The sequence below is a fragment of the Pseudomonas sp. Ost2 genome, assembly GCF_018326065.1.
Classification (GTDB): Bacteria; Pseudomonadota; Gammaproteobacteria; order Pseudomonadales; family Pseudomonadaceae; genus Aquipseudomonas; species Aquipseudomonas gingeri.
This window is the reverse complement of sequence record NZ_AP021904.1, coordinates 7,064,917-7,091,839: the sequence shown is the minus strand read 5'-3', so window position 1 is coordinate 7,091,839 and position 26,923 is coordinate 7,064,917. Positions and strand designations below refer to the sequence as shown.

Below are 26,923 nucleotides of genomic sequence, written 5' to 3'. Positions count from 1 at the left end.
TCTTCAAAGGGGCGCAAGGGGGCGACGGCGCATCAAGGGGTTTTGACTTCCAGGCGGAAGTCGGTGGCCTTCGGTGTCGGGGCGATGCCTGGCAGGAAGGTGCTCTGGGCGCCATACAGGCCCAGGGTCTTCCAGGTTTCCTCGTCGGCGACCGGGAAGCCGTCATTGCCCAGCCAGGCAAAGCGGTAGTACATCATCTTGTTCTTGGTGCGGGTGTTGCTCAGTTGCACCTTGACGGTGAGGAAGCCGTTTTCCCGGGCGACGCGAATGGCGCCGACCTGGATATCTTCCATTTCACCCAGGGCAACGATCTTGCTCGCGGCACTCCCCGGCGCCGGGGGCGGCGGTGGGGTGGCACAGCCGGCCAGCAAGGCCAGGGCAACGACAGCGGTCAGTTTGAAGTGCATGCGCAAGACTCCGTTCTCAAGGTTGTTTGATGCTGGCCACGGCCGTCGGGTTGGCGCTCGGGATCAGCCGGGCCGCCAGGCCGCTGGTGAATACCTGGTTACCGACGGCGCGCAGGCTGATGACCTGGTAGCGGCGGTCGATGGTGACCTTGACCAGCGAGCCGCCGACGGCGCTTGGCAGCGACACTTGGTGCTCGCCTTTCTTCAGGCGCAGGCGCACCACCTGGGTGGTGTCCGGCAGGGTGCGCCAGGTCCGGGTATCGGCGCCTTCGAGGACGGCCGAGGTGATGCCCACGGCCAGGCCGGCCATCGGGTTGACCTTGTTCAGGTTCTTCTGGGCGATGCCGCGGCTGATGGCCCGTACGCTGGTACGCAGGATGATGCCCGGCATGTCGTCGCGCAGGGCGCGCCGGGACATGGCGGTGGTGCTGTTGAGCGCGGTCAGGTTGACGGGCTGGCCGTCGACGCCGATCTGGGCGAAGCCCGGGGTCGAGGTGTCGGGCTTGATGATCGGGAACGACAGCGGGGTGATAACGATGCCGTTGTCGATCGGCAATGGAAGCGGAATGCGGATCGAGTCGCGGGCCGGCGCCAGGCCGCTCTGCACGACGATCAGGATATCGCTGTCGTCGTCCTTGGCGGGCTTGTCGAGGTTGACCAGGGCCTGTTCCAGCAGCGGCGTGTTGGGACGCAACTCGGCCGCCTGGCGATAGCCCGGCGCGGCCAGGTCCTTCTCGCCGAGGGCTTCGTAGACATAGCCGGCCAGGTAATGACTGAACGCGCTCTGGTAGCTGTTTTTCAGGCCGACCACTTCCGGGGCGTCGAGGCTGGCCACCGGATAACCCTGGAGATCCTTGTACTGGGTCTTGATCCCCTGCTGGTCGGCTTCTTCCTCGCTCTTGAGGTACTGCTTGTCGCGCAGGTCGGCGATCACCGCTTCACGTTCGTGGGTCTTCTTGATGGCGGTGCGGGCGCTCTCGAAGTCGTTGACGGCGAGGAAGTTCAGCGCCATCTGCGTGGTCAGCATGACCTTCTCGTAGTCGTAGCCCTCGTACTTGCGCACCTTGTCGTTGACCAGGAAGCTGCCGAACTGGGCGACGTACTTGGCGGTGTCCAGCTTGACGTCATCTTCCCAGTGGCCGACCACCTGGTCGGCATGACCCCAGGCCTGCTGGCTGCCGGGCAGGTCGCCCTTGGCCCGCAGCAGCTCGCCTTTCTCGAAGTAATAGAGCAGATCGCGGTCTTCGCTGCCGTTGTTCTTGTCCAGCAGGGCCAGTGCCGCGTCGACATTGCCCGAGGCCAGTTGCTGGCTGGTCTGTGCCAGCTCGCTGTCGTAGTTGCGAAATACCGAGCAGCCGGACAGCAAGGCAATGGTGCCCAGGGCAATCAAAAGGCGAGTGCAGGATGTCATGACGATATCTTCCCTGATAAAGAGCAGCCGGGAATGCGGGTCAGGCTGAAAGGGACCCATTGGCAGGTCAGGTTGCTTACCTGTCAATTCCTCATAAAAAGAGGCGCTTTAATTTCTTATAGCCATAACATCGGCGCGGCATTATAGGCGTGAGTGCTGGCGATGTAATGGCTTTTTTGTTCCGGTTTGTGATGCGGTTCGGCTTGTGCCGTGGATCCGTTCCCTGTGTTGCACATGCCCTTTCGTGGCTTTCGGTACGAAGCCGAAACCCGGTTTTGTTGTCGCTGCACCACGTTAAGTGGGGCGATGCGCGGTGTCGACGTGCAGGGGGAAGCAGGTTGTGTGGGAAGTGGCTGACACTATCGAGGAAATATCCGATTTCCGATGACGCGCAGGCTGATGACCTGGAATGGCTGGTCGATGGTGAAGGTCACCGGCGCGCTTGCCGATGCGAGGGGCAGGCTCAACCGGTGTTGGCCGGGCTTGAGTCGCAGGCGTACGACGTAGGTATTGTCCGGCAGGGTGCGCCAGGTTCGGGTGTCGGCTTGCTCGAAAGGCGCTTCGACGATGTATTTCGCTTTCTCCGGATGTTTCTTGTTGTCCAGCGCCTGTGTCTGCGCGTTGAGGGTGGCGCGCCAGCGGGTGCGTTGAATGATTCCCGGCATATCATCCCGCAGGGTGCGCAGGGACATGTCGGTAATGCTGTTGAGCTGGGTCAGGGGCTGTTTACGCCCATCGACGCTGATCGAGCCGGGCCTGGGCGTCGAGGTGTCCGGCAGCAGTATGGGAAAGGATACGATCGAGGTGATGGTCTGGCCGTCCTGCATCTGCACCGGGAAGGGCAGGCGCACCGAGCTGCGGGCCGGTGCCAGTCCGCTCTGGACAATGATCAGTACATCGCTGCCACGGGCCGACTCAGGGGGCTTGCCGAGGTTTGACAGGGCCTGTTCGAGAAAGGGCGTGTTCGGGCGCAACTCGATGGCCTGCCGATAACCCGGGGCGGCGAGGTCGCGCTCGCCCAACGCCTCGTAGACAAAGCCGGCCAGGTAGTGACTGAACGCGCTCTGGTAGCCGTTTTTCAGCGCCAGAACTTCGGGCGCATCGAGGATCGCCACCGGATAGCCCTGCAAATCCTTGTAGCGCAGGCTGATGCCCTGCTCACGGGCCTGCGTCTCCAGCCGCAGGTATTCCTTGTCGCGCAATTGTGCGATCTGCGCTTCGCGCTCATGGGTTTTCTTGATATCGACCCGGGCACCGTCGAAGTCGCGCAGGGCCAGGAGGTTGAGGGCCATCTGGGTGGTCAGCATGACCTTTTCATAGTCATAGCCGTCGTAGCGGCGGATCTTGTCGTTGATCGACATCGTGCCCAGTTCGGCCAGGAGCTTGCCGTAGTCGAAGTCCGTCGCGTCCTCGCGCTGGAACACCGCGCGATCCGCGGTCCGCCAGGCCCCCTGGCTGGCGAGCAGGTCGCCCCTGGCCCGCAGCAATTCGCCTTTCTCCAGGTAATACAGCAGGTCCTTGGCGTCCCAGGGGTTATGACGTTCGAGCAGGTACAAGGCCTCGTCGACATTGCCGGCGGCCAGTTGCTCGTTGGTTATCCGCAGTTCGTCGTTGTAGTCGCGATAGGCCGCGCAACTGCCCAGCAGACAGAAGAGGCACAAGAAAGTGAAGAGGCGCAAACCCATTTGCGTATGGCTTCCCTGGCGTCCGGAAGTGGTTCGGTTGTGCATTTCCTGCACAGGACATGTCGCAGAAGCGGCGTAGTTGTACCCGGGGCGCGTCCATAGACTTTCTGCGAGATGTTTTACTTCCTTCCTTGCAGGAGTTCCACCATGTTTGCGTTCCCTTCGAAATCCCTGCCACAGCTTTTTGCCGCGCTGTGTGCCGGCCTGAGTCTTTCATTGAGCCTGCCGATGCAGGCCGTGGCCGGCGAAAACCCGCCACCGACCATCCGGGCGATGTTCGGTGCCAAGCCCCTGGAGCGACTGGAGCCGGCCAGTACAGCGCTGCTGGTGATCGATTTCCAGAACGAGTACTTCACCGGTCGCATGCCGATCCCGGATGGCCCGGGAGCGCTGGAAAAGACCCGCGAACTGATCGCCTTCGCCGACCGGGCGAAGATCCCTGTCTACCATATCCAGCATGTCGCGCCAGCGGGTTCGCCGGTATTTGCCCGGGGCAGCGAGGGCTGGAAATTCCATCCGGACATGCGGCCACGCCAGCAGGACAAGGTCCTGGAGAAAACCACCGTCAGCGTCTTCGCCAGCACGGACCTCGATGCCCGGCTGAAGCGGGACGGGATCAGGACCCTGATCATCAGCGGGCTGATGACCCATGCCTGTGTCGCCGGAGCGGCCCGGGACGCGGCACCGCTGGGTTACCAGGTCGTGGTAGCATCGGACGCGACGGCAACCCGCGCGATCACCCGCTACAACGGTGAGGGCGTCGACAAGGACAGTCTGCATCGTGCCGCCCTGGCCGAGATCGAAGACACCTTTGGCGACGTGCTGACCACCGCGCAGATCATGCGCCTGTCGCTGCACTGAGTGTCGACCCATCACTGGCGGGATGAACCCGGTCATGAATCAATTGCTGGCCATGCGAGCTTTTCGCTGCATCGTTGAATCCGCGGGTTTCAGCGCCGCTGCCGAGCGCCTGGACACCACGCATTCGACGATTTCCCGGCAACTGCAGCAGCTCGAACAGGCGTTGAGCGCGCGCTTGATCAACCGCAACACCCGCCGCTTCAGCCTGACGCCTGCCGGCGAACAGTACTACGCTGCCTGCGTCGATATCCTCGACCGTGTCGATGCCGCCGGGCAGGCGCTGGCCTCCGAGCGGCCTGCCGGCCCGTTGCGCATCAGCGCGCCGGTGGTGATCGGCACGCTGGAGCTGGCGAGCTGGTTGCCGGCCTTCCAGCAGCGCTACCCCGAGATCCAGGTCGACCTGTCCTGCGACGATCGTTTCATCGACCTGGTGGCCGAGGGCATGGACGTGGCCTTGCGGATCAGTACGCCGTTGGCCGATTCGTCGCTGGTGGCGCGGCTGCTGATCGTCTCGGAACTGGTGCTGGTGGCCTCGCCGGCCTATGTCGCCCGCCACGGCTTGCCGCGTCGTGCCGAGGAACTGGCGGGGCATCGCTTGCTGGCCTTCAGCGGGGGTGCGGACTGGGAGCTGGCACCGCCCCGGGGCGCGCCCGTGCGGATACGCCCCCAGGGTCAATTCAAGGCGGACTCGATCAGCGCGCTGCACGCGGCGGCCCTGGCCGGCGTCGGCATCGCCGCGTTCACCCGGGTGACCGTGCATGAGGCGTTGCTGAGCGGCCAGTTGGTCCGGCTGCTGCCGAACTACAGCCTGGGGCAGCGACACTATTACGCACTCTATCCCCATGGGCGGCACCTGGCGCCCCAGGTGCGGGCGTTTGTCGACCACATGAGCGAGCATTACCGGGGACTGGCGGTCGGCCATTGAAGAGCACTATTTGCACCTTCGGGATGCACGGCGCTTGAGTGAAGCGCAGTGAGAGGGAACAATGTGTTACTTCGCATTTCCATTTAGGTTGTTTCAATGATTGTTCCCACGCGTTTCCTGGCCTGGCTGATGCTGCCGATGTTCGCCCTATGCAGCTCCAGCCTGCTGGCGAACACGGTGGAAGGCGCCCCCCAGGCCCTGCACCTGATCGACTACATCGGCGCGGACTATCCGGCCACGGTGGCGGATGGCAAGGTCATCGACGAAACCGAATACCACGAACAGCTGGAGTTCCTGACGGCCCTGCAGAAGCTGGTGGTCGCGCTGCCGGCCCGTGCCGAGCGGGCGGAGCTGGAGCAGGGCGTGGTCGATCTGCGCACGGCCATCAGCCAGCGCCAGGACGGCACGCTGGTCGCGCGCCAGGCCCGGCAACTGGGGGCACGACTGGCGGTGACCTATGAGGTCAGCCAGGCTCCGGCCATCACCCCGGACCCGAGCCGTGGTGCACCGCTCTACGCCCAGCAGTGTTCGGTCTGCCATGGCGACACGGGTGCCGGCGACGGTCCGGCGGGTGTCGGCCTGACACCGCCACCGGCCAACCTGCGGGATGCCGCGCGCCTGGATCGGCTGAGCCTGTATGGCATCTACAACACCCTGACCCTGGGTGTCGAAGGCACGGACATGCCGTCGTTCGCCGACCAGCTCGATGAACGTCAGCGCTGGGACCTGGCCACCTATATCGCCGGCTTCAGCGCCGCGCCGGTGGCAAAGAGCGACAAGGCCTACAACCTGGCCGACCTGGCCCGCCAGACCCCTGCCGAAGTGCAGGCCGCCGAAGGCAACGAGGCCGCCGCGCTGTTCCGCGCCCAGCGTGCCCAGCCGCCGCAGGTCAAGCGCGGCCCGGCGCAGTTGCTCGACTACACCGGCGCGACCCTGGACAAGAGCCTGGCGGCCTACCGTGCCGGCGACCATGAGCAGGCCTACGACCTGTCCGTGGCCGCCTACCTGGAAGGCTTCGAACTGGTCGAAAGCTCCCTGGACAACGTCGACGCCACCGTGCGCAAGGACACCGAGAAGTCCCTGATGGCCTATCGGCAATCCCTGCAGGACGGCCTGCCGGTCGAGCAGGCCGAGCAGCGCCTGGCGTTCGCCAAGGGCAAGCTCAAGGAATCCGCCGGGTTGCTCGGCAACGACGGCCTGAGCCAGTCCCTGAGCTTTATCTCGGGCCTGCTGATCCTGCTGCGCGAGGGCCTGGAAGCGATTCTGGTGCTGGCGGCGATCCTCGCCTTCCTGCGCAACACCGGCCAGCAATCGGCCGTGCGCAGCGTCAATATCGGCTGGGGCCTGGCCTTGCTGGCGGGGCTCGGGACCTGGGCACTGGCGGCCTATGTGATCGATGTCAGCGGCGCCCAGCGCGAGTTGCTGGAAGGTTGCACGGCGCTGTTCGCCAGCGTGATGGTGCTCTGGCTCGGCGTGTGGATGCACGATCGCCGTCATGCCGCGGCCTGGCAGGACTACATCAAGAGCAGCCTGGTCAGCGGTGGCGGCCGTTTCGGTTTCGCGATCCTGGCGTTCTTCTCGGTGTATCGCGAGCTGTTCGAAGTGATCCTGTTCTATGAAACCCTCTGGCTGCAGGCCGGTCCTGCCGGGCACAACGCGGTGCTGGCGGGCGGTGCGACGGCGCTGGTGCTACTGATCGGCCTGGCCTGGGTGATCCTGCGCGGCTCGGCGAAACTGCCGCTGGCACTGTTCTTCGGTATCAATGCCGGGTTGCTGTGCGCGCTGTCGGTGGTGTTTGCCGGCCATGGCGTCAAGGCGTTGCAGGAAGCCGGGATCTTTGGCACGCGGCCGGTGGCGTTCTTCGACTTCGACTGGCTGGGAATCCATGCCGACGCCTACTCGCTGGGCGCCCAGGCTGTCGCCTTGCTGGCGATCATCGTGCTCTACAGCCGCAGCAAGCTGGCCGAGAAGCGTCGGTTGCAGGCTTCCTGAGCATGCGCGTGTGGATCGATGCCGATGCCTGTCCCAAGGCGGCCAGGGACCTGGTGGTGAAGTTCGCCCTCAAGCGCCACTTCGACGTGGTGCTGGTGGCGGGCCAGCCGCAGGTCAAGCCGGCCTTCGCCTGCGTCAGGTTGATCGTCGTGCCCAGCGGACCGGACGCCGCCGATGATTACCTGGTGGAGCATGCGGTGCCGGGGGAACTGGTGATCTGCAGCGACGTGCCGCTGGCCGACCGCCTGGTGAAAAAGGGCGTGGCGGCACTCGATCCGCGGGGCAAGGAGTTCGACCCGAACAACATGGGCGAGCGGCTGGCGGTGCGCAACCTGTTCACCGACCTGCGCGAGCAGGGGCAGATGGGCGGCGGTCAGCCGCCCTACGGCGAGCGGGAGAAGCAGGCTTTCGCCAATGCCTTCGACCGCATCCTCACCCGGCTTTCCCGCGCTTCCCGAGCTTGATCCACAGGGGTGCGATCAGGCCTGCTGGGTCAGTTCCAGCACCCGATCCACCAGCTTGTTGATCCCGGACGCCGCCTCGCCGATGGACTGCGCGAGCATATAGGCCGGGGTCGTCACCAGCTTGCGTGCCTTGTCCTCGACTATATCGCCCACCGCGCATTCCTTGTGGGTGGCGCCCATCTTGTCCAGCGCGGCGGCGGTATCGGCGTCGTTGCCGATGGTGCAGGTCACGCCCGGACCGTAGATCTTCGCTGCCAGGGCCGGGGTGATGCAGATCAGCCCCACCGGCTTGCCGGCTTCGGCAAAGGCTTCGGCCAAAGCCAGGACTTCGGCCTGTACGCTGCAATTGGCCCCTTCCAGGGCAAAGTTGGAGAGGTTCTTCGCCGCGCCGAAGCCGCCGGGTACGATCAGCGCGTCGAATTCCCGGACGTCGGCTTCGCGCAGGTCCTTGACCTCGCCCCGGGCGATGCGTGCCGACTCCACCAGGACATTGCGCGACTCGGGCATTTCTTCCCCGGTCAGGTGGTTGATCACATGCAACTGGGCAATATTCGGCGCAAAGCACTGTACCTTCGCGCCGCGCTGGTCCAGGCGCAACAGCGTGAGCACGCTTTCCTGGATCTCGGCGCCGTCGTACACGCCGCAGCCGGAAAGGATTACCGCGATTTTCTTGGTCATGTTCGATCTCCCGATGCCTGGCGTTAAATGTCTACCAATCTGGCATTCATTGTCAGCGGAATTTTTCCCGACTACACCTAATCTTGGACCCATCGTTCCTTTCGGGTGGCGCCATGGACCTTATTGCCCTTGCGGTTCCGTTTTTCGTCGTGCTGATCGTTGTCGAACTGCTGGCCGACTATTGGCGCGGCACCCGCAATTATCGCGTGGCCGACGCGATCAACAGCCTCAGCACCGGTGTGCTCTCGACTACCACCGGCCTGCTGACCAAGGGCGTCGGCCTGGTGACCTACGCCGTCGCCCTGGAGCACCTGGCGTTGTTCGACCTCGCGGCCGACAACCCCTGGGTCTGGGTCATGGCCTTCGTGGTCTATGACTTCTGCTACTACTGGCTGCATCGCATGGGTCATGAGCGCAATATCCTCTGGGCCGCGCACTCGGTGCATCACCAGAGCGAGGACTACAACCTGTCCACGGCCCTGCGCCAGACCAGCACCGGCTTTCTGCTGAGCTGGATCTTCTACCTGCCGCTGGCCGTCCTCGGTGTGCCGTTGACGGTCTTCGTGACAGTGGCGGCGTTGAACCTGCTGTATCAGTTCTGGGTGCATACCCGGCACATCCCCAAGCTCGGCTGGTACGAATGGTTTTTCGTCACGCCCTCCAATCACCGCGCGCACCACGCACAGAACCCTCTCTATATGGATCGCAACTACGGCGGCGTGTTCATTCTCTGGGACCGCCTGTTCGGCACCTTCCAGGAGGAGGATGACGCCGAGCCGGTGGTGTTCGGCGTGACCACGCCGCTGGCCAGCTGGAATCCGTTGTGGGCCAACCTGCAGTTCTATGCACAACTGGCGGCCGACGCCCGGCATGCCGAAAGCTACCGCGACAAGCTGCGGATCTGGTTCATGCGCACCGGTTGGCGTCCGGCGGATGTGGCGGCGAAGTACCCGCTGGCAAAGCACGACCTGGCGAAGTTCCGCAAGTTCGAGGTGCCGCTGGAGCCGCGCCAGCAGGTCTATATCGCCTTGCAGTTCGTGGTGTACGTGGCGCTGGGCAGCTACCTGATGAACTTCGCCGCCAGCCTGTCGCCAATCGCCCTGGTCCTGGGCTGGGGGGCCATGCTGCTGGGGCTGTTCGTGCTGGGGGCGGCGCTGGAGAACCGGCCGTGGGCGTTGAAGCTGGAAGTGACGCGGCTGCTGTTGAATGTGCCGCTGGTCTGGCTGGCACCGCTGGTGGGGTTGTGGCCGGCCAGCCCGCTGGGCTGGATCGGCCTGCTCAGCTACAGCCTGCTGAGCGTGATCGGCCTTTACTGGAGCCGTAGCCGGCTCATTCGCCTGGCGGGGTCTTAGGTCCGGCCAGGGAGGCTTCGGCCTCGGCCTTGCGGGCGAGGCGCGCGCTCTTGATGCGGCGCCAGCTCCAGAGGATCAGGCCGACCACCAGCAGGCCGCCGAGGACCCACAGCTCGTATTTCTTCACGCTGCCCAGCAGACCTTCGAGGATCGCGCCGAAGTGATAGGCGGCGGCGGCCAGGGCCGCGGCCCAGATCGCCGCGCCGATGCCATTGAGCAGCAGGTAGCGTCCCGGTGGATAACCCGACAGGCCGATCGCCACCGGCATCACCGTGCGCAGGCCGTAGACGAAACGGAAGCTCAGCACCCAGATATCCGGATGACGACGGATATGCTCCAGTGCCCGGTCGCCCATCATCTGCCAGCGCGGCTTGCGCGCCAGCAACTTGCGCCCATGCCGGCGCCCCAGGAAATACCACAGCTGGTCGCCGGCATAGCTGCCGAAGAAAGCCACGATAACCACCAGGTTGATGTCCATGTATCCGCGGAACGCGAGGAAGCCCGCGAGAACCAGAATGGTCTCGCCTTCGAAAAACGTGCCGAGAAACAGGGCGAAATAGCCGAAATCCTGCAGAAATTGTTGGAGCATTGTCTGGATGCTGGCGAAATGAACGCGCAGCCTAACCCTTCGAGGACAGAGAGGAAAGTGTCCAAATGTGTCTCGACGTTAACATTTCCTACAAGAACGGCGCGTGCGGCGCCCGGTCGCAGGAGTAAGCACAACTGTCATTCCTTCGTCATAATGGCCGCTTATAACTGCCATGCTCGCCCGCCTGCGCGGGCTCAGGAGTCTGCCGTGAGCTTTACCCCCGCCCATCGCCTGTTTCCCGCCACCCGCCTGCGACGCAATCGTCGTGATGATTTTTCTCGGCGCCTGGTGCGTGAGAATGTTCTGACTGTCGACGATCTGATTCTGCCCGTGTTCGTGTTGGACGGTGAAAACCATCGCGAAGCCGTGGCTTCGATGCCGGGCGTCGAGCGCCTGACCATCGATCTGTTGCTGGAAGAGGCGGCGAAGTGGGTCGAGCTGGGGATTCCCGCGCTGGCACTGTTCCCGGTCACGCCGGCCGGGTTGAAGTCGCTGGATGCCGCCGAGGCCTGGAACCCGCAGGGCATTGCCCAGCGCGCCACCCGCGCCTTGCGTGCGCGATTTCCGGAGCTGGGGGTGATTACCGACGTGGCCCTGGACCCGTTCACCACCCACGGCCAGGACGGCATTCTCGATGAGGAAGGCTACGTCCAGAACGATATTACCGTCGACGCGCTGGTCAGGCAGGCCTTGTCCCATGCCGAGGCCGGGGCCCAGGTGGTCGCGCCGTCCGACATGATGGATGGCCGCATCCAGGCGATTCGCGAAGCCCTGGAGCTGGCCGGCCACGTCAACGTGCGGATCATGGCCTACTCGGCAAAATACGCCAGCGCCTACTATGGCCCGTTCCGCGATGCGGTGGGTTCGGCGCTGAACCTGGGCAAGGCGAACAAGGCCTCGTACCAGATGGACCCGGCCAACGGCAACGAAGCCCTGCATGAAGTGGCCGCCGACCTGGCCGAAGGTGCCGATATGGTCATGGTCAAGCCGGGCATGCCGTACCTGGATATCCTTTACCGGGTCAAAGATGAATTCAAGGTGCCGACCTTTGTCTATCAGGTCAGCGGTGAATACGCCATGCACATGGCGGCGATCCAGAATGGTTGGTTGAGTGAAGGGGTTATTCTCGAATCCCTGACCGCTTTTAAACGTGCCGGCGCTGATGGCATCCTGACTTACTTTGCCGTTCGCGCCGCTCAATTGCTACGAGAGCAAAAATAGCCCTCACAGGAACACTCGATGAATACCGAAGGACTCAGCGAAGTTGAAGTAAAAGACGCTCAACCGGTGGTCGAGCAGATCGTCGAAACCCCGCCGGAGCTGGAACCCGCGCCGGTGGTTGCCGAGGCGCCGCATGTGGCGGTGCCGTCGGCGGTGGCGATTCCCAGCCTGGATGACAGCAGCCTGTACATCCACCGCGAGCTGTCGCAGCTGCAGTTCAACATCCGCGTGCTGGAACAGGCGCTGGACGAGTCCTACCCGCTGCTGGAACGGCTCAAGTTCCTGCTGATCTTCTCCAGCAACCTGGATGAGTTCTTCGAGATTCGCGTTGCCGGGCTGAAGAAACAGATCACCTTCGCCCGCGAACAGGCCGGCGCCGACGGCCTGCAGCCGCACCAGGCCCTGGCGCGCATCAGCGAGCTGGTCCACGGCCAGGTCGACCGCCAGTACGCGATCCTCAACGACATCCTGTTGCCGGAGCTGGAAAAGCACCAGGTGCGCTTTATCCGTCGCCGCTACTGGACCACCAAGCTCAAGACCTGGGTCCGCCGCTATTTCCGCGACGAGATCGCGCCAATCATCACGCCCATCGGCCTCGACCCGACGCACCCGTTCCCGTTGCTGGTGAACAAGAGCCTGAACTTTATCGTCGAACTCGAGGGCATCGACGCCTTCGGTCGCGATTCCGGCCTGGCGATCATCCCCGCGCCGCGCCTGCTGCCGAGGATCATCAAGGTACCCGAAGAGGTCGGGGGCCCTGGCGATAATTATGTATTCCTCTCGTCGATGATCCACGCCCACGCCGACGATCTGTTCCAGGGCATGAAGGTCAAGGGCTGCTACCAGTTCCGCCTGACCCGCAACGCCGACCTGGCGCTGGACTCCGAGGATGTCGAAGACCTGGCCCGCGCCCTGCGCGGCGAGCTGTTCTCCCGTCGCTACGGCGATGCGGTGCGCCTGGAAGTCGCCGACACCTGCCCGAAACACCTGTCGGACTACCTGCTCAAGCAATTCAACCTGTCCGAGACCGAGCTGTACCAGGTCAACGGCCCGGTGAACCTGACCCGGCTGTTCAGCATCACCGGCCTGGACAGTCATCCGGAGCTGCAATACACGCCGTTCACTCCGCAGATCCCCAAGCTGCTGCAGAACAGCGAGAACATCTTCAGCGTGATCAGCAAGCAGGACATCCTGCTGCTGCACCCGTTCGAGTCCTTTACCCCGGTGGTCGATCTGCTTCGCCAGGCCGCCAAGGACCCGCACGTCCTGGCTGTGCGCCAGACCCTGTACCGCAGCGGCGCCAACTCGGAAATCGTCGACGCGCTGGTGGATGCCGCGCGTAACGGCAAGGAAGTCACCGCGGTGATCGAATTGCGCGCGCGCTTCGACGAAGAGTCCAACCTGCAACTGGCCAGCCGCCTGCAAGCGGCCGGTGCGGTGGTGATCTACGGTGTGGTCGGCTTCAAGACCCACGCCAAGATGATGCTGATCCTGCGTCGCGAAGCCGGCGAGATCGTCCGCTATGCGCACCTGGGCACCGGTAACTACCACGCCGGCAACGCCCGCCTTTACACCGACTACAGCCTGCTGACTTCCGACGACGCGCTGTGCGAGGACGTCGGCAAGCTGTTCAGCCAGCTGATCGGCATGGGCAAGACCCTGCGCATGAAGAAACTGCTGCATGCGCCGTTCACCCTGAAGAAGGGCATGCTCGACATGATTGCCCGGGAAACCCAGTTCGCCGTCGACGGCAAGCCGGCGCACATCATCGCCAAGTTCAACTCGCTGACCGATCCGAAGATCATCCGCGCGCTGTACAAGGCCAGCCAGTGCGGCGTGCGGATCGACCTGGTGGTGCGCGGCATGTGCTGCCTGCGTCCGGGCATTGCCGGTGTCTCGCACAATATCCATGTGCGCTCGATCATCGGCCGCTTCCTTGAGCACACCCGGGTGTTCTACTTCCTCAACGGCGGCGAGGAACAGATGTTCCTGTCCAGCGCCGACTGGATGGAGCGCAACCTCGACAAGCGCGTCGAGACCTGCTTCCCGGTGGAGGGCAAGAAGTTGATCCTGCGGGTCAAGAAGGAACTGGAAAGTTATCTCACCGATAACACCCACAGCTGGAGCCTGCAGTCGGACGGCCGCTACATCCGCAACACGCCGACCGGCAACCAGAACGCCCGCAGCGCCCAGGCGACCCTGCTCGATCGCCTGAGCAACCCGCTGCTCAGCGTACGTTGAGGGTAATACTGACTCGGGTCAGCCACTCCGCTTCCAGTGCGAAGTCGGCCTGAGTCAGCTGGTTCTGCTCCAGCCAGTCCTTGGGAAACACCACATCCAGGCTATCGCCGTCGGCACGCAAGGTGACCTGCGGCATTTCCTGGGTGCCACGGATGTGATGGAACAGGATCGCGAAGCGCAGCAGTACGCACAGGCGGATCAGCTTGGTGCCTTCATCGCCGAACTCGGCAAACTTGTCCCTGGGGATGTTGCGGCGATGCCCGCGCACCAGCAACGCCAGCATCTGCTGGTCTTCCCGGGAGAAGCCGGCGAGATCGGAGTGCTCGATCAGGTAGGCGCCGTGCTTGTGGTACTGGTAGTGGGCGATATCCAGGCCGACTTCATGGACCTTCGCCGCCCAGCCCAGCAGTTCCCGCCAGACACCGTCTTCCAGCTCCCAGTCCTTGGCCACCTGGTCGAAGGCATAGAGCGCCTTGCGCTCGACCCGCACCGCCTGCTCCTGATCGACGTGATAACGCTCCATCAGCGAGGTGAGGGTGCGTTCACGGACGTCTTCGTGGTGATGGCGACCCAGCAGGTCGTAGAGCACGCCTTCGCGCAGCGCACCGTCGCAGTGGTCCATGCGTTGCAAGTCGAGGGCGTCGAAGATCGCCTCGAGAATCGCCAGGCCGGCGGGGAAGATGGTCCGACGGTCGGGCTTGATGCCCTCGAAATCGATTTTCTCTGCGTCGCCGAGCTTGAACAGTTTGCGCTTGAGCCAGGCCAGGCCTTCGGCATTGACCTCGCCGCCGCCGTGGCCGCCGGCTTTCAGGGCCAGGCCGATGGCGCGGATGGTCCCGGATGAGCCGATGGCCTCGTCCCAGGTCAGGCGATGCAGGGCATGCTCGATGCTCATGATTTCCAGGCGCGCCGCCGTGTAGGCCTGGGCGTAGCGCGCCGGGGTGATCTTGCCGTCGCGGAAATACCGCTGGGTGTAGCTGACGCAGCCCATCTGCAGACTTTCGCGTAGCAGCGGTTCGAAGCGCTGGCCGATGATGAATTCGGTACTGCCGCCGCCGATATCGGCGACCAGGCGCTTGCCCGGGGTGTCGGCGAGGGTGTGGGAGACACCGAGGTAGATCAGTCGGGCCTCTTCACGGCCGGAAATGACTTCCACCGGGTGACCGAGGATTTCCTCGGCGCGGTGGATGAATTCGGCCCGGTTGCGCGCTTCGCGCAAGGCGTTGGTGCCGACGATCCGCACGGCGCCCAGGGGCATGCCGTTGATCAGTTGGGCAAAACGTTTCAGGCAGTCGAGCCCGCGCTGCATCGATTCTTCACTGAGCCTGCGCTCTTCATCGATACCGGCGGCCAACTGAACCTTTTCGCCGAGCCGCTCCAGAATGCGGATTTCACCGTTCTGGGCCTTGGCCACGACCATGTGGAAGCTGTTCGAGCCCAGGTCGATAGCGGCGATCAGGGAAAGATTCTTGGCTTGGGAATGCGGCATGGTTGAAGGATCTCGGTCGATAACCCGGCCATCGTGCCACGATCGACCGTCGCCGCCAACGGATGGTGCTTGAGGCTCGGTAGACCACCGGGCTGTTTACCCGGTCAGGCAGGAAAGATCAGGGCGATGAGTGGGACTGCTTTTGAAAGGGCTTGGCGTATCTGGAAATTTTTATCAACGAGACGATATTAGGTGATTTTTCCTACTGAAATATGACATTCCAGTGACGCAGGCGACGGGAGGAGGGGAGTGCCGCGGCATGCGCCACGCACAAGCGTGGCGCAACCAGGGGGGAGCAAGGGAGGTTCGGGTGGGCGAAGGCTCAGGCCTGCGCTTCCACGGTGCCGATGAAGTTGGCCAGTTCGGCGGTCTGCGGGTTGGCGAACAGCACCTTCGGATCGCCGATTTCATGCACCTTGCCCTGGTGCATGAACACCAGCTTGTCGCCGACTTCCCGGGCAAAGCGCATTTCGTGGGTGACCATGATCAGCGTCATGCCTTCCTTCGCCAGCTGGCGCACCACGCTGAGCACCTCATTGACCAGTTCCGGGTCCAGCGCCGAGGTGATCTCGTCGCAGAGCAGGACTTTCGGCGACATCGCCAGGGCCCGGGCGATGGCCACGCGCTGTTGCTGGCCGCCGGACAGGCGATCCGGGAAGGCATCGAATTTTTCCCCCAGGCCGACCCGTTCGAGCATCTTGCGCGCCAGGATGGCGGCCTTGGCCTTGGGCACCTTCTGCACGACCTGGGGCGCGAGCATGACGTTTTCGCCCACCGTCAGGTGCGGGAACAGGTTGAACTGCTGGAACACCATGCCGACCTTCTGGCGCAGGCTGCGCAAGTCGGCGCGGGCGGCGTCGAGGTATTCGCCATCGACCTCGATCACACCGTCGTTGATCGACTCCAGGCCGTTGAGGGTGCGCAGCAGGGTGCTTTTGCCCGATCCGCTGCGGCCGATGATCGCCACCACCTGGCCTTCCTCGACGCTCAGGTCGATGCCTTTGAGCACATGGTGGTCGCCGTAGTATTTATGCAGGGCGGAAATTCTAAGAAGCGGCATGCAGTCTCCTTTCCAGGTAGCGCGCGCTGAGGGACAGGGGGTAGCACAGCAGGAAGTAGCCGGCGGCTACCAGGCCGTAGACCATGAAGGGTTCGAAGGTGGCGTTGGCGAGCATGCCGCCGGTCTTGGTCAGTTCGGTGAAGCCGATGATCGAGGTCACGGCCGTGCCCTTGACCACCTGCACCGAAAAGCCCACGGTCGGTGCCACGGCAATGCGCAGGGCCTGCGGCAGGATCACATGGCGCAGTTGTTCGTAGGGAGTGAGCGCCAGGCTGGACGAAGCCTCCCACTGGCCATGGGGAATCGATTCGACGCAGCCGCGCCAGATCTCCGCCAGGTAGGCGCTGGTGAACAGCGTCAGGGCGATTGCCGCCGCCAGCCAGGGCGAGATATCCACCCCGAGCAGGGCCACGCCGAAAAACACTATGAACAGTTGCATCAGCAGCGGCGTGCCCTGGAACAGTTCGATATAGGCGCGGGCAAAGCCGCGGGCCACGGACCTGTCGCAAATGCGCATGACCATGATCAGCAGGCCGATCAGGGCGCCGCCGACAAAGGCCACCAGCGACAGCACCAGGGTCCATTGCAGGCCTGCCAGCAGGTTGTTGACGATATCCCAGAAGGTGAAATCCATCAGCGGCTCCTCGCCAGGTAGCGACGCCCGAGCCAGTTCAACAGCTGGCGGATCAACAGGGCCATGCACAGGTAGATCAGGGTGGTCAGGGTGTAGGTTTCAAAGGCGCGGAAGTTGCGCGACTGGATGAAGTTGGCGGCGAAGCTCAGTTCCTCGGTGGCGATCTGCGAACAGACCGCCGAGCCGAGCATGACGATGATGATCTGGCTGCTCAGGGCCGGCCAGACCTTGCCCAGCGCCGGCAGCAGGACCACGTGGCGAAAGGCTTCGAAACGGCTCATCGCCAGGGCGGCCGCGGCTTCCAGTTGCCCGCGCGGGATCGCCTGGATACCGGCGCGGATGATCTCCGTGGAATAGGCGCCGAGGTTGATCACCATCGCCAGCACCGCCGCCTGCCATTCGGAAATCTGCAGTCCCAGGGACGGCAGGCCGAAGAAGATGAAAAACAACTGCACGAGGAACGGCGTGTTGCGGATCAGTTCGACGTAGACGCCGAAGATCGCCGCGAAGGGCTGGATCCGCCAGGCCCGGACCACCGCCCCGACGATCCCCAGACTGACCCCGAGCAGGGTGCCGATGGCCGTCAGTTCCAGGGTGAACAGGGCGCCGCGCACCAGCAGGTCGGCGTTGTGCAGCACCGGCAGGAAGTCGAACTGATAAGCCATGGAGCGGACCTCGGGAAAACCGGATCAAAGATCGGCGGGCAGGGGTTGCTTGAGCCAGAGTTGGGCGTTCTTCTCGAGGCTGCCGTCAGCCTTGGCCGCGGCGAGGATCTGGTTCACTTTCTCCAGCAGGGCCGGTTCGTTCTTGTTCACCCCGACGTAGACCGGGGAGTCCTTGAGCTTCACTTTCATCGCCGGAATGCGTTTCGGGTTGCGTTCGGCAATGGCCACCATCACCACGTTGCCGCTGGCGATCAGGTCGACCTGCTTGGCCAGGTAGGCGGCGATGGTGGTGTTGTTGTCCTCGAAGCGCTTGATGGTCACGCCTTCGGGCGCCACGGCGGTCAGCTCGATATCCTCGATGGCGCCGCGGGTGACGCTGATGGTCTTGCCCTTGAGGTCAGCCAGGCCGTTGATCGAGGCTTCGGGCGGACCGAACACCGCGAGGTAGAAGGGAGCATAGGCGCGGGAAAAGTCGATGACCTTCTCGCGCTCGGCGTTCTTGCCGAGGCTGGAGATCACCAGGTCGACCTTGCCGGTGGTGAGGAACGGAATACGGTTGGTGCTGTTGACGGGGATCAGTTCCAGCTTGACCTTGAGCTGGTCGGCCAGCAGTTTCGCGGTGTCGATATCCAGGCCGCGTGGCTTCATGTCCGGGCCGACCGAGCCGAATGGCGGGAAGTCCTGGGGCACGGCGACCTTGAGCGTGCCGCGGGCGACGACGTCATCCAGGCCGTTGGCATGGGCGGCCGCCTGGCCCAGCATCAGGCTGGCGAACAGGGCAGTGAGCAGGGCGCTGAAGCCTTTGGTCATGGCAGATCTCCGAATTGAAAAGGCGATGATTTCTGTCGGTCGATATTGCACAGCCCATGCCAGACTGGCCTGGAACCGCGCCCTTCATGGCTTCAAGGCGCTTTTCATGGTCTTACTGGTCTGAACAGTTGCCAGGCATTTCGCACTGTTATCGGGCATTGGCCGCGCCGACCGAACCAGCGCTGGGCGTGACTTGCCGCCCGCTCGCAATAGCTTTACAACTAGCGCTCCACCGGACCGATCAGCCTGAAAACAATGAATTCGATTTCCCGCGCCGTACCCGAAGTGGCGCTGCAAGCCATCCGTAAACTGATCAGCGACGAGGGCTTTGGCCCGGGCGATGCGCTGCCCTCGCAACGCGACCTGGCGTTGCAACTGGGGGTGAGCCGCGCTTCCCTGCGCGAGGCGCTGTCGTCCCTGAGTGCACTGGGGGTGATCAGCGTGCAGCCGGGCAAGGGCGTATTTGTCCAGGCGACGGTCGAACAGGTGCCGGCGGCCGGCGGGTTGTCCTGGCCGTTCGCGGCCCAGGCGTCGGCCGAGGACATCTTCCAGCTGCGGTATGCCCTCGAAGGGTTCGCGGCCGGGCTGGCGGCGGTGACGTTGACGGCGGACGAGCTGGACACCCTGCAGGACAATGTCGACGCCATGCGCGCCGAATTGCGCGCCGGGGATTTCGAGGCCGCTGCCCGCCTGGACTTCGATTTCCACCGACGGATTCTGCTGGCCAGCGGAAATCAGGCGATGGCCGGCATTCTCAGTGCCAGCGCCGAGCTGTTCCTGGAAAGCCAGAAGCTACCGTTCATCCGGGCGGAACGGGCGATGGAAACCTGGCAGGAGCACCGCAAGATCCTCCGCGCCCTGGCCCGGCGCGCCTGCGGCCCGGCGCAGAAGGCCATGCAGGAACATGTGCGCAATGCCGCGTTGCGCACCGGGATCGCCTTTGTCACGCCCGGTTGATCAGCCCCAACCGAAGCTGCGCACGGGCTCCTGCAAGGGGCGGTACTGTTCACGCGCGCGCATTTGTGCGGAAGAAGTCGGATTGGCCTATACCCTGACTCATGGAACACCATAGTTAGACTCAATCATCTGCGGCTTCCTGTACGTAGGAAGGACGGCTATGATGAGCAACGTTTTTTTTGGCTCACAACTCCGGAGACATCCATGAGCAGCGATCTTATCAAGCACGTCACCGACGCGAGCTTTGAAGCAGAAGTCCTGAAGGCTGAAGGCCCTGTCCTGGTCGACTACTGGGCTGAGTGGTGCGGTCCGTGCAAGATGATCGCGCCGGTCCTGGACGATATCGCCACTACCTACGAAGGCAAGCTGACCATCGCCAAGCTGAACATCGACGACAACCAGGAAACCCCGGCCAAGCACGGCGTGCGTGGTATCCCTACGCTGATGCTGTTCAAGAACGGCAACGTCGAGGCGACCAAGGTCGGCGCCCTGTCGAAGTCGCAGCTGCAGGCATTCCTCGACGCCAACATCTAAGCGTCGTTCGGCTGTCCTCAAAAAGCCCCGCAAATTGCGGGGCTTTTTCGTAAAAAGGGGCTAGACGCTCCGAAACCCAGGTGTTACATTCGGCCCCGCACTGGTTTCTCCACTGCCCCCTGCAAGCCGTCGCCGACGCTCTCCTTTTCGAACAAGTACGCGATCCTGTCGCCTTCTCTGCGGCGCGGCCTCATTAAGCCAAAAGCTTAATTTCCCCCCTCCATAAATGATTACGTCATTCCTATATGAATCTGACTGAACTCAAGCAAAAGCCGATTACCGAACTGCTCGAATTGGCCGAACAGATGGGCATAGAAAATATGGCCCGTTCGCGCAAGCAGGATGTGATTTTCTCCCTGCTGAAAAAGCACGCGAAAAGCGGCGAGGAAATCTCCGGTGATGGCGTGCTGGAGATCCTCCAGGACGGCTTCGGCTTCCTGCGTTCTTCCGACGCATCCTACCTGGCCGGCCCGGACGACATCTACGTCTCGCCAAGCCAGATCCGTCGCTTCAACTTGCGCACCGGTGACACCATCGTCGGCAAGATCCGCCCTCCGAAGGAAGGCGAGCGTTATTTCGCCCTGCTCAAGGTCGACACGATCAACTACGATCGTCCGGAAAACGCCAAGAACAAGATTCTCTTCGAGAACCTGACCCCGCTGTTCCCGACCGTGCGCATGAAGATGGAAGCCGGCAACGGTTCCACCGAAGACCTGACCGGTCGCGTGATCGACCTTTGCGCTCCGATCGGCAAGGGCCAGCGTGGCCTGATCGTGGCACCGCCGAAAGCGGGCAAGACGATCATGCTGCAGAACATCGCGGCGAACATCACCCGCAACAACCCGGAAGTGCACCTGATCGTACTGCTGATCGACGAGCGTCCGGAAGAAGTGACCGAAATGCAGCGCACCGTGCGCGGCGAAGTGGTTGCCTCGACGTTCGACGAGCCGCCGACCCGCCACGTGCAGGTTGCCGAAATGGTGATCGAGAAGGCCAAGCGCCTGGTCGAACACAAGAAGGACGTGGTGATCCTGCTCGACTCCATCACCCGTCTGGCCCGTGCCTACAACACCGTGATCCCGAGCTCCGGCAAGGTCCTGACCGGTGGTGTCGATGCCCACGCCCTGGAGAAACCGAAACGTTTCTTCGGTGCCGCGCGGAACATCGAGGAAGGCGGCTCGCTGACCATTATCGCCACCGCGCTGGTTGAAACCGGTTCGAAGATGGACGAAGTGATCTACGAAGAGTTCAAGGGTACCGGCAACATGGAACTGCCCCTGGACCGCAAGATCGCTGAAAAGCGCGTCTTCCCGGCGATCAACATCAACCGTTCCGGCACCCGTCGCGAAGAGTTGCTGACTGCCGACGACGAACTGCAGCGCATGTGGATCCTGCGCAAGCTGCTGCATCCGATGGATGAAGTGGCCGCCATCGAGTTCCTGGTCGACAAGCTGAAACAGACCAAGACCAACGATGAGTTCTTCCTGTCGATGAAACGCAAGTAAGACCGCGTTTCAGGTCAGAAAAAAGCGCCCCGACGGGGCGCTTTTTTTTTGCCGGGCGCGTTTGGCAGGGAACGATCGCCGTGCCTGATCGTCTCACCACACGCTGGCCATAATGGACATCAGGGCAGAAAGGCGGTTTTTGATCGGCGAGCGCAGGATTGAAAAACGCGGCTACGCTGGATGTCACCGTATTTTCCATCTGAACAGGTTTCTCCGGTTGATGAGCTCTCTCGCCTATCGAAAGGATATCGACGGCTTGCGTGCTGTAGCGGTCATCGCAGTTGTGCTGTTTCATTTTGATGTTCCTGGATTCACCGGCGGTTTCGTCGGCGTCGACGTGTTTTTCGTGATCTCCGGTTACCTCATCACCTCGATCATCTGGCGCGAGCGTCAGGACGGACGTTTCAGTCTCGTCGAGTTCTGGAGCCGGCGTGCCCGGCGTATCCTGCCGGCACTGTTCGTCATGATGCTGGCGAGTCTGGTGGCCGGGTGGTTTCTGCTGGCCCCCAAGGACTACGACGAGCTGGGACGCTCTGTTCACTACCAGGTGATTTTCACTTCCAACCTGTTGTTCGCGCGTCAAGATGGCTATTTCGAGACGGCGTCCGATCTCAAGCCGCTGCTGCATACCTGGTCGTTATCGATCGAAGAGCAGTTCTACGTCATTTTTCCGCTCCTGCTGATGTTGCTGTCGAGTCGCTTGAAGTATTGGCGCATGGCCTTGTTCCTGTTGCTGCTGATGTCTTTTGCCATGAGTCAGTGGACGCTAGGCCTCTCTCCGCAAAAAGCCTTTTACCTCTTGCCCATGCGCGCCTGGGAGTTGCTGGCAGGCGTGGTGTTGGCGGTCATGCCTGTCGGGCAACGTATCAGCCTGATAAAGGCCCAGGCCGTCAGCGTGTTCAGCCTGGGGCTGATCCTGCTGGCGGTGTTTGCTTATGATTCGGGCACCTCCTTTCCCGGGGCTGCGGCCTTGTTACCGGTAGTGGGCGCGGCTGGCCTGATCTGGGCCAACGGCCAGCAGGCAACCCTGGTGGGCCAGGTGCTGGGCAGTCGTTTGCTGGTAGGCGTCGGGTTGATTTCCTACTCCTGGTACCTGTGGCACTGGCCGGTGCTGGTGTTTGGCAAGTACGCCAGTGTCTACGGCCTGGGGGCCTGGGGGCTTGCCGGCCTGTTCATTTTGAGCCTGGTGCTGAGTTATGGATCCTGGCGGTTTGTCGAGGTGCCGTTTCGTGAGCGACGCTTGTTGGCCGGTCGCCGGCAGATCCTCTTGGTGTCTGGTGTGGCCATCCTCGGCCTGGGCCTGTTGGGAAAGAGCCTGGGTTGGGCCGCCGGTGTTCCCTGGCGGCTGTCACCCCAGGCGCTGCAATATGCCCAGGCGCGCACCTGGAGTCCCGAGCTGATGAGCTGCCTCTCGGATGACAAGAAACGCGATCGCCCGTTCTGCCACTTCGGTCCGCAACCTCAAGCGGCGCGCGCGCTGGTCTGGGGGGATAGCCATGCCGCGGCGTTGATTCCGGCCCTGGAAGATGAAGCGCGCAAGCACGGCGTCAACATTACCCATGCCGCCTATTCCGGGTGCCTGCCTTTCAGCAGGAGCGAAAGCACCCCGGGTTGTGCGCGCTTCAACCAGCGTGTAGCCCGGGCGCTGGACGAGGAAAAGTACAGCGACGTGGTGCTGGTCGGACGCTGGAGCCTGTACGTCTATGGGCAACGCTCGGGTGATACCGGGCCTGCCCTGATGGACCCGGCAACCGGGAAATACGACCGGGCCGTCGCCGAGCGGCGTTTCGCCGAAGGCATGGGGAACCTGGTGCGGCAGTTGCGCGGCGCTGGTCATCGGGTCTGGCTGGTCAAGGAAGTCCCGCTGCAGGACTTCAGTGTGCCTTATCGTCTCAGTCGCCTGGCGATGGTGGGGCTGCCCATCAACAGTGAGGGCATAGCCCTGGCGGAGCATCTCAAGCGTCAGGCCTATATCGATGCGCTGTTCGTGCAACTGGCTGATGCCGATCCCGAAGTGGAGTTGCTGGATCCTGCGCCGAAATTGTGCGACGCAATCGCCGGGTGCCGGGTCGAGCTTGATGGCCGCTCGTTGTACTCCGATGACAACCATCTCTCCGACGTGGGATCGCGGTATGTCGAGGCGTTCCTTGAGCCCTTGTTCACCACCTTGCGCAATCAAACCGTGACGGGGCGTCTTTAGCGGGAATGGCTGGCAAGGATATGCAATAAGCTGCCAGCGGTCGTAAGAGCAGGTAGGATGTACGCCTATTTTACGGGTGCATGGTTAATGAAATTCAAGGATCTTCGGGATTTCGTGCAGCAACTTGAGCAGCGCGGAGAGTTGAAACGTATCCAGGTGCCGGTTTCCCCAGTCCTGGAGATGACTGAAATTTGTGACCGTACCCTGCGCAAGAAGGGGCCGGCCCTGCTGTTCGAAAAGCCTACCGGCTTCGATATTCCCGTGCTCGGCAACCTGTTCGGCACGCCGGAGCGCGTGGCCATGGGCATGGGTGCCGAGGCGGTCGGCGAGCTGCGGGAAATAGGCAAGCTGCTGGCGTTCCTCAAGGAACCCGAGCCGCCGAAGGGGCTGAAGGATGCCTGGTCCAAGCTGCCGATCTTCCGCAAGATCATTGCCATGGCGCCCAAGGTGGTCAAGGACGCGGTCTGCCAGGAGGTGGTCATCGAAGGCGATGATGTCGACCTCGGCATGTTGCCGGTCCAGCATTGCTGGCCGGGCGACGTCGCGCCACTGATCACCTGGGGCCTGACGGTCACCAAGGGGCCGAACAAGGATCGCCAGAACCTTGGCATCTACCGCCAGCAGGTGATTGCCCGCAACAAGGTGATCATGCGCTGGCTCAGCCATCGTGGCGGCGCGCTGGATTACCGCGAGTGGTGCGAAAAGCACCCGGGCCAGCCGTTCCCGGTGTCCGTGGCCCTGGGCGCGGACCCGGCGACCATCCTCGGCGCGGTCACGCCGGTGCCGGACAGCCTGTCCGAGTACGCCTTTGCCGGCCTGCTGCGGGGCAATCGCACCGAGCTGGTGAAATGCCGTGGCAATGACCTGCAGGTCCCGGCCACCGCGGAGATCGTCCTGGAAGGCGTGATCCATCCGGGCGAGATGGCCCCGGAAGGCCCCTATGGCGACCACACCGGCTACTACAACGAAGTCGACAGCTTCCCGGTGTTCACCGTCGAGCGCATCACCCACCGGATCAAGCCGATCTACCACAGCACCTACACCGGACGGCCGCCGGATGAACCGGCGATCCTCGGCGTGGCGCTGAACGAAGTGTTCGTGCCGATCCTGCAGAAGCAGTTCCCGGAAATCACCGACTTCTACCTGCCGCCCGAAGGCTGCTCGTACCGCATGGCCGTCGTGACCATGAAGAAGTCGTATCCGGGCCACGCCAAGCGCGTGATGCTGGGTGTCTGGTCGTTTTTGCGACAGTTCATGTACACCAAGTTCGTTATCGTCACCGACGACGATATCAACGCCCGGGACTGGAACGACGTGATCTGGGCCATTACCACGCGCATGGACCCCAAGCGCGACACGGTGATGATCGACAACACGCCGATCGACTACCTCGACTTCGCCTCGCCGGTTTCCGGCCTGGGGTCGAAGATGGGACTGGATGCCACCCACAAGTGGCCCGGCGAAACCACGCGCGAGTGGGGCCGGGTGATCGTCAAGGATGAGGCCGTGACCCGGCGGATCGATGCCATGTGGAACCAGTTAGGAATAGATTGATGCGTGTGACCTTGCAGCCCACCGGAGCCGTGCTCGAGATACGGCCCGGCGAGCGGATTCTCGATGGTGCCCGGCGACTGGGCTACGACTGCCCGCAGAGCTGTCGCAATGGCAATTGCCATGTCTGCGCGGCGTTGCTGGTGGAAGGGCGGGTCGAGCAGGCGGGCGATGTGCGTGACCATGGCGAGTTCTACACTTGTATTGCCGAGCCCCTGGAAGATTGCGTGGTGCTCTGGGATGGTGTTCTCGCCCTGGGAGAGCTGCCGGTGCGTAGCCTTGCGTGTCAGTTGACCGAATGCGCGGAAATCGGTGGCGATGTCTGGCGGGTGCGCCTGCGGGCCCCGGCGGGCAAGCCGCCACGTTATCACGCCGGGCAATACCTGATGATCGAGCGCGACAGCGGCGAGAAATCGGCGTTTTCCCTGGCCTCGGCGCCTCACGCCGGGCGTGACCTGGAGCTGCATGTGCTGGTGCGCGAAGCCAGTGCGCAGAACCTGATCGAGCAGTTGCAGCGCAACGGGATGGCCCGGGTCGAGTTGCCGTTCGGCGATACCCACCTGGCGGAACTGCCGGACGGCCCGCTGGTGCTGATCGCCGCAGGTACCGGTATGGCGCAGATGCACAGCCTGATCGAGCATTGCCGCTCTGCTGGCTTCCAGCATCCGGTACACCTGTACTGGGGCGTGCGCCGGCCCGAGGATTTCTACGAGCTGGAACACTGGGACGAATGGAAGACGCTGCCCAACCTGTTCCTGCACAAGGTGGTCAGCGATCTGTGCGGCTGGGAAGGCCGTTGTGGCATGCTGCACGAGGCGGTCTGCGAGGACATCGCCGATCTGTCGAGCGTGCAGGTCTATGCCAGCGGCTCACCGGCGATGATCTATGCGACGCTGGACGCGCTGGTGGAGGCCGGAATGGATGCCCACCAGATGCGCGCCGACGTGTTTGCCTACGCGCCCAGGCCCTGACCGCGGCAGGCGGTGTTGCCCCGGTGGGTGGTTCGGAGGCTCAGAACCGCACCCCCGTGGTAATCATCGCCGCATTGAAACCCAGAAATACCAGTTCGGTCGCCAGCGGCCCGTAATGGGCGCCGACCGACGGAATGATCACGGGCGCCACGCCCAGGCGATTCAACGGGATCTTGTCGCGGTACTCACCGCGATATCCCTGTAGCAACCCTCCCGTCACCTTCGCATACAGCGGATAACGCGAGCTGTCGAAACGCTGGCCGACGTAGCCGTAGTACGAACGCTGGCTGAACGAGTTGCGAAAGGTCGCCGCGCCATACACCCATCCCGACGCTTCATGGCGTTCCAGACCGATCAGGTCCTGGCGATTGTTGTGCTCGGGGTCCGGCGAATAGTGTCGGGTATACAGGCTGGTCTGGGCGTACCAGAAGCCTTTTTCCCCAGGTGCTTCCTGGACGGCGTACGCCACGCCGGTCGAGCCCAGCAGCAGGGTGAGAACCAGAGTGAAGGTCGATGTGTTCATGAGCGCAGGCCTTTCGTGGTGTGCGGCGATTAAAGAAGTGGCCGTTATACGAAGCCGGGCAATGGGTTGTCAGACCCTGGAGTCTGAAAAGGATGTAGGGTTTTTTACCGATACTGCATTTAGCTTATATATATTCGATTCCGATATTTAATTTCTTTGTTACATATCATTAAGCTATATGACATCGGACTACCGGCT

At 62.9% G+C, this 26,923-nt stretch carries 24 protein-coding genes; 13 read left to right on the top strand and 11 right to left on the bottom strand.

Annotation, left to right across the window (positions count from 1 at the left end; all coding sequences use genetic code 11):
• Positions 1 to 32: 32 nt before the first annotated feature.
• The 3 genes from KI243_RS31545 to KI243_RS31535 all read right to left on the bottom strand — a co-directional run bounded on the left by KI243_RS31545 (position 33) and on the right by KI243_RS31535 (position 3,503).
• Positions 33 to 407 carry a YcfL family protein gene (locus tag KI243_RS31545; RefSeq protein WP_017125472.1) on the bottom strand — a complete coding sequence of 125 codons (375 nt, stop codon included), beginning with the start codon at positions 405 to 407 and terminating at the stop codon, positions 33 to 35.
• 16 nt (positions 408 to 423) lie between these two features.
• The gene (locus tag KI243_RS31540; RefSeq protein ID WP_042935153.1) at positions 424 to 1,818 is read right to left on the bottom strand and encodes a lipoprotein; all 1,395 of its coding nucleotides are present in this window, start codon (positions 1,816 to 1,818) and stop codon (positions 424 to 426) included.
• Positions 1,819 to 2,177: 359 nt separating this feature from the next.
• Positions 2,178 to 3,503: a hypothetical protein gene (locus KI243_RS31535; protein ID WP_212810270.1), complete on the bottom strand. Its 1,326-nt coding sequence runs from the start codon at positions 3,501 to 3,503 to the stop codon at positions 2,178 to 2,180.
• 228 nt (positions 3,504 to 3,731) lie between these two features.
• Here KI243_RS31535 and KI243_RS31530 point away from each other — a divergent pair, with 228 nt between their 5' ends.
• From KI243_RS31530 to KI243_RS31515, 4 genes are all read left to right on the top strand, one after another.
• The gene (locus KI243_RS31530) at positions 3,732 to 4,364 is read left to right on the top strand and encodes a cysteine hydrolase family protein (RefSeq protein WP_042935151.1); all 633 of its coding nucleotides are present in this window, start codon (positions 3,732 to 3,734) and stop codon (positions 4,362 to 4,364) included.
• Positions 4,365 to 4,398: 34 nt separating this feature from the next.
• Positions 4,399 to 5,289 (top strand): LysR family transcriptional regulator, encoded by an 891-nt coding sequence (locus KI243_RS31525; protein ID WP_017125468.1) that lies wholly within the window; start codon positions 4,399 to 4,401, stop codon positions 5,287 to 5,289.
• A 96-nt stretch (positions 5,290 to 5,385) separates the two neighbouring features.
• Positions 5,386 to 7,281, top strand: a complete 1,896-nt coding sequence (locus tag KI243_RS31520) for an FTR1 family protein (RefSeq protein WP_017125467.1) — start codon at positions 5,386 to 5,388, stop codon at positions 7,279 to 7,281.
• Positions 7,282 to 7,283: 2 nt separating this feature from the next.
• On the top strand, positions 7,284 to 7,745 hold the full coding sequence (locus tag KI243_RS31515; protein WP_103033054.1) for a YaiI/YqxD family protein: 462 nt from the start codon (positions 7,284 to 7,286) through the stop codon (positions 7,743 to 7,745).
• Positions 7,746 to 7,760: 15 nt separating this feature from the next.
• Here KI243_RS31515 and elbB read toward each other — a convergent pair whose 3' ends face one another.
• Positions 7,761 to 8,423 carry an isoprenoid biosynthesis glyoxalase ElbB gene (gene elbB / locus KI243_RS31510; protein ID WP_017125466.1) on the bottom strand — a complete coding sequence of 221 codons (663 nt, stop codon included), beginning with the start codon at positions 8,421 to 8,423 and terminating at the stop codon, positions 7,761 to 7,763.
• A gap of 113 nt (positions 8,424 to 8,536) precedes the next feature.
• On the opposite strand from elbB, the gene KI243_RS31505 reads away from it, so the two are divergent.
• Entirely contained in the window at positions 8,537 to 9,775 is a 1,239-nt protein-coding gene (locus KI243_RS31505; protein WP_017125465.1) for a sterol desaturase family protein, read from the top strand.
• Here KI243_RS31505 and KI243_RS31500 read toward each other — a convergent pair.
• Positions 9,753 to 10,364 carry a DedA family protein gene (locus KI243_RS31500; protein ID WP_017125464.1) on the bottom strand — a complete coding sequence of 204 codons (612 nt, stop codon included), beginning with the start codon at positions 10,362 to 10,364 and terminating at the stop codon, positions 9,753 to 9,755. The two genes, KI243_RS31505 and KI243_RS31500, sit on opposite strands and share 23 nt — an antisense overlap.
• A 207-nt stretch (positions 10,365 to 10,571) precedes the next feature.
• On the opposite strand from KI243_RS31500, the gene hemB reads away from it, so the two are divergent.
• Positions 10,572 to 11,585, top strand: a complete 1,014-nt coding sequence (hemB, locus tag KI243_RS31495) for a porphobilinogen synthase (protein ID WP_017125463.1) — start codon at positions 10,572 to 10,574, stop codon at positions 11,583 to 11,585.
• 18 nt (positions 11,586 to 11,603) lie between these two features.
• Positions 11,604 to 13,826 carry a polyphosphate kinase 1 gene (gene ppk1, locus KI243_RS31490; RefSeq protein ID WP_017125462.1) on the top strand — a complete coding sequence of 741 codons (2,223 nt, stop codon included), beginning with the start codon at positions 11,604 to 11,606 and terminating at the stop codon, positions 13,824 to 13,826.
• Here the strand turns inward: ppk1 and ppx are convergent.
• The 5 genes from ppx to KI243_RS31465 form a co-directional block, all read right to left on the bottom strand.
• On the bottom strand, positions 13,813 to 15,315 hold the full coding sequence (gene ppx, locus KI243_RS31485; RefSeq protein WP_017125461.1) for an exopolyphosphatase: 1,503 nt from the start codon (positions 15,313 to 15,315) through the stop codon (positions 13,813 to 13,815). The genes ppk1 and ppx overlap by 14 nt on opposite strands.
• Before the next feature lie 322 nt (positions 15,316 to 15,637).
• Entirely contained in the window at positions 15,638 to 16,375 is a 738-nt protein-coding gene (locus tag KI243_RS31480) for an amino acid ABC transporter ATP-binding protein (protein WP_103033053.1), read from the bottom strand.
• The gene (locus KI243_RS31475; protein ID WP_083875311.1) at positions 16,362 to 17,012 is read right to left on the bottom strand and encodes an amino acid ABC transporter permease; all 651 of its coding nucleotides are present in this window, start codon (positions 17,010 to 17,012) and stop codon (positions 16,362 to 16,364) included. The genes KI243_RS31480 and KI243_RS31475 overlap by 14 nt, the downstream gene beginning before the upstream one ends.
• Positions 17,009 to 17,674 carry an amino acid ABC transporter permease gene (locus tag KI243_RS31470; protein WP_017125459.1) on the bottom strand — a complete coding sequence of 222 codons (666 nt, stop codon included), beginning with the start codon at positions 17,672 to 17,674 and terminating at the stop codon, positions 17,009 to 17,011. The genes KI243_RS31475 and KI243_RS31470 overlap by 4 nt, the downstream gene beginning before the upstream one ends.
• 24 nt (positions 17,675 to 17,698) lie before the next feature.
• The gene (locus KI243_RS31465) at positions 17,699 to 18,484 is read right to left on the bottom strand and encodes a transporter substrate-binding domain-containing protein (RefSeq protein WP_017125458.1); all 786 of its coding nucleotides are present in this window, start codon (positions 18,482 to 18,484) and stop codon (positions 17,699 to 17,701) included.
• Between the two features lie 255 nt (positions 18,485 to 18,739).
• On the opposite strand from KI243_RS31465, the gene KI243_RS31460 reads away from it, so the two are divergent.
• The 6 genes from KI243_RS31460 (at position 18,740) to KI243_RS31435 (ending at position 26,202) form a co-directional block, all read left to right on the top strand.
• A complete protein-coding gene (locus KI243_RS31460) occupies positions 18,740 to 19,441 on the top strand; it encodes a FadR/GntR family transcriptional regulator (protein ID WP_017125457.1) in 702 nt (233 codons plus the stop codon).
• Positions 19,442 to 19,645: 204 nt separating this feature from the next.
• Positions 19,646 to 19,975, top strand: coding sequence for a thioredoxin TrxA (gene trxA / locus KI243_RS31455; RefSeq protein WP_017125456.1), 330 nt, complete (start codon positions 19,646 to 19,648; stop codon positions 19,973 to 19,975).
• A 245-nt stretch (positions 19,976 to 20,220) separates the two neighbouring features.
• On the top strand, positions 20,221 to 21,480 hold the full coding sequence (gene rho, locus KI243_RS31450; protein WP_017125454.1) for a transcription termination factor Rho: 1,260 nt from the start codon (positions 20,221 to 20,223) through the stop codon (positions 21,478 to 21,480).
• 220 nt (positions 21,481 to 21,700) lie between these two features.
• Positions 21,701 to 23,680: an acyltransferase family protein gene (locus tag KI243_RS31445; RefSeq protein WP_042935093.1), complete on the top strand. Its 1,980-nt coding sequence runs from the start codon at positions 21,701 to 21,703 to the stop codon at positions 23,678 to 23,680.
• A gap of 87 nt (positions 23,681 to 23,767) precedes the next feature.
• Positions 23,768 to 25,234, top strand: coding sequence for a 4-hydroxy-3-polyprenylbenzoate decarboxylase (gene ubiD, locus KI243_RS31440; protein ID WP_017125452.1), 1,467 nt, complete (start codon positions 23,768 to 23,770; stop codon positions 25,232 to 25,234).
• The gene (locus tag KI243_RS31435) at positions 25,234 to 26,202 is read left to right on the top strand and encodes a CDP-6-deoxy-delta-3,4-glucoseen reductase (protein WP_017125451.1); all 969 of its coding nucleotides are present in this window, start codon (positions 25,234 to 25,236) and stop codon (positions 26,200 to 26,202) included. Before ubiD ends, KI243_RS31435 begins: the two co-directional genes overlap by 1 nt.
• Before the next feature lie 40 nt (positions 26,203 to 26,242).
• Here the strand turns inward: KI243_RS31435 and KI243_RS31430 are convergent, their stop codons facing one another.
• Positions 26,243 to 26,725 carry a hypothetical protein gene (locus tag KI243_RS31430; RefSeq protein WP_017125450.1) on the bottom strand — a complete coding sequence of 161 codons (483 nt, stop codon included), beginning with the start codon at positions 26,723 to 26,725 and terminating at the stop codon, positions 26,243 to 26,245.
• Between the last annotated feature and the right edge of the window lie 198 nt (positions 26,726 to 26,923).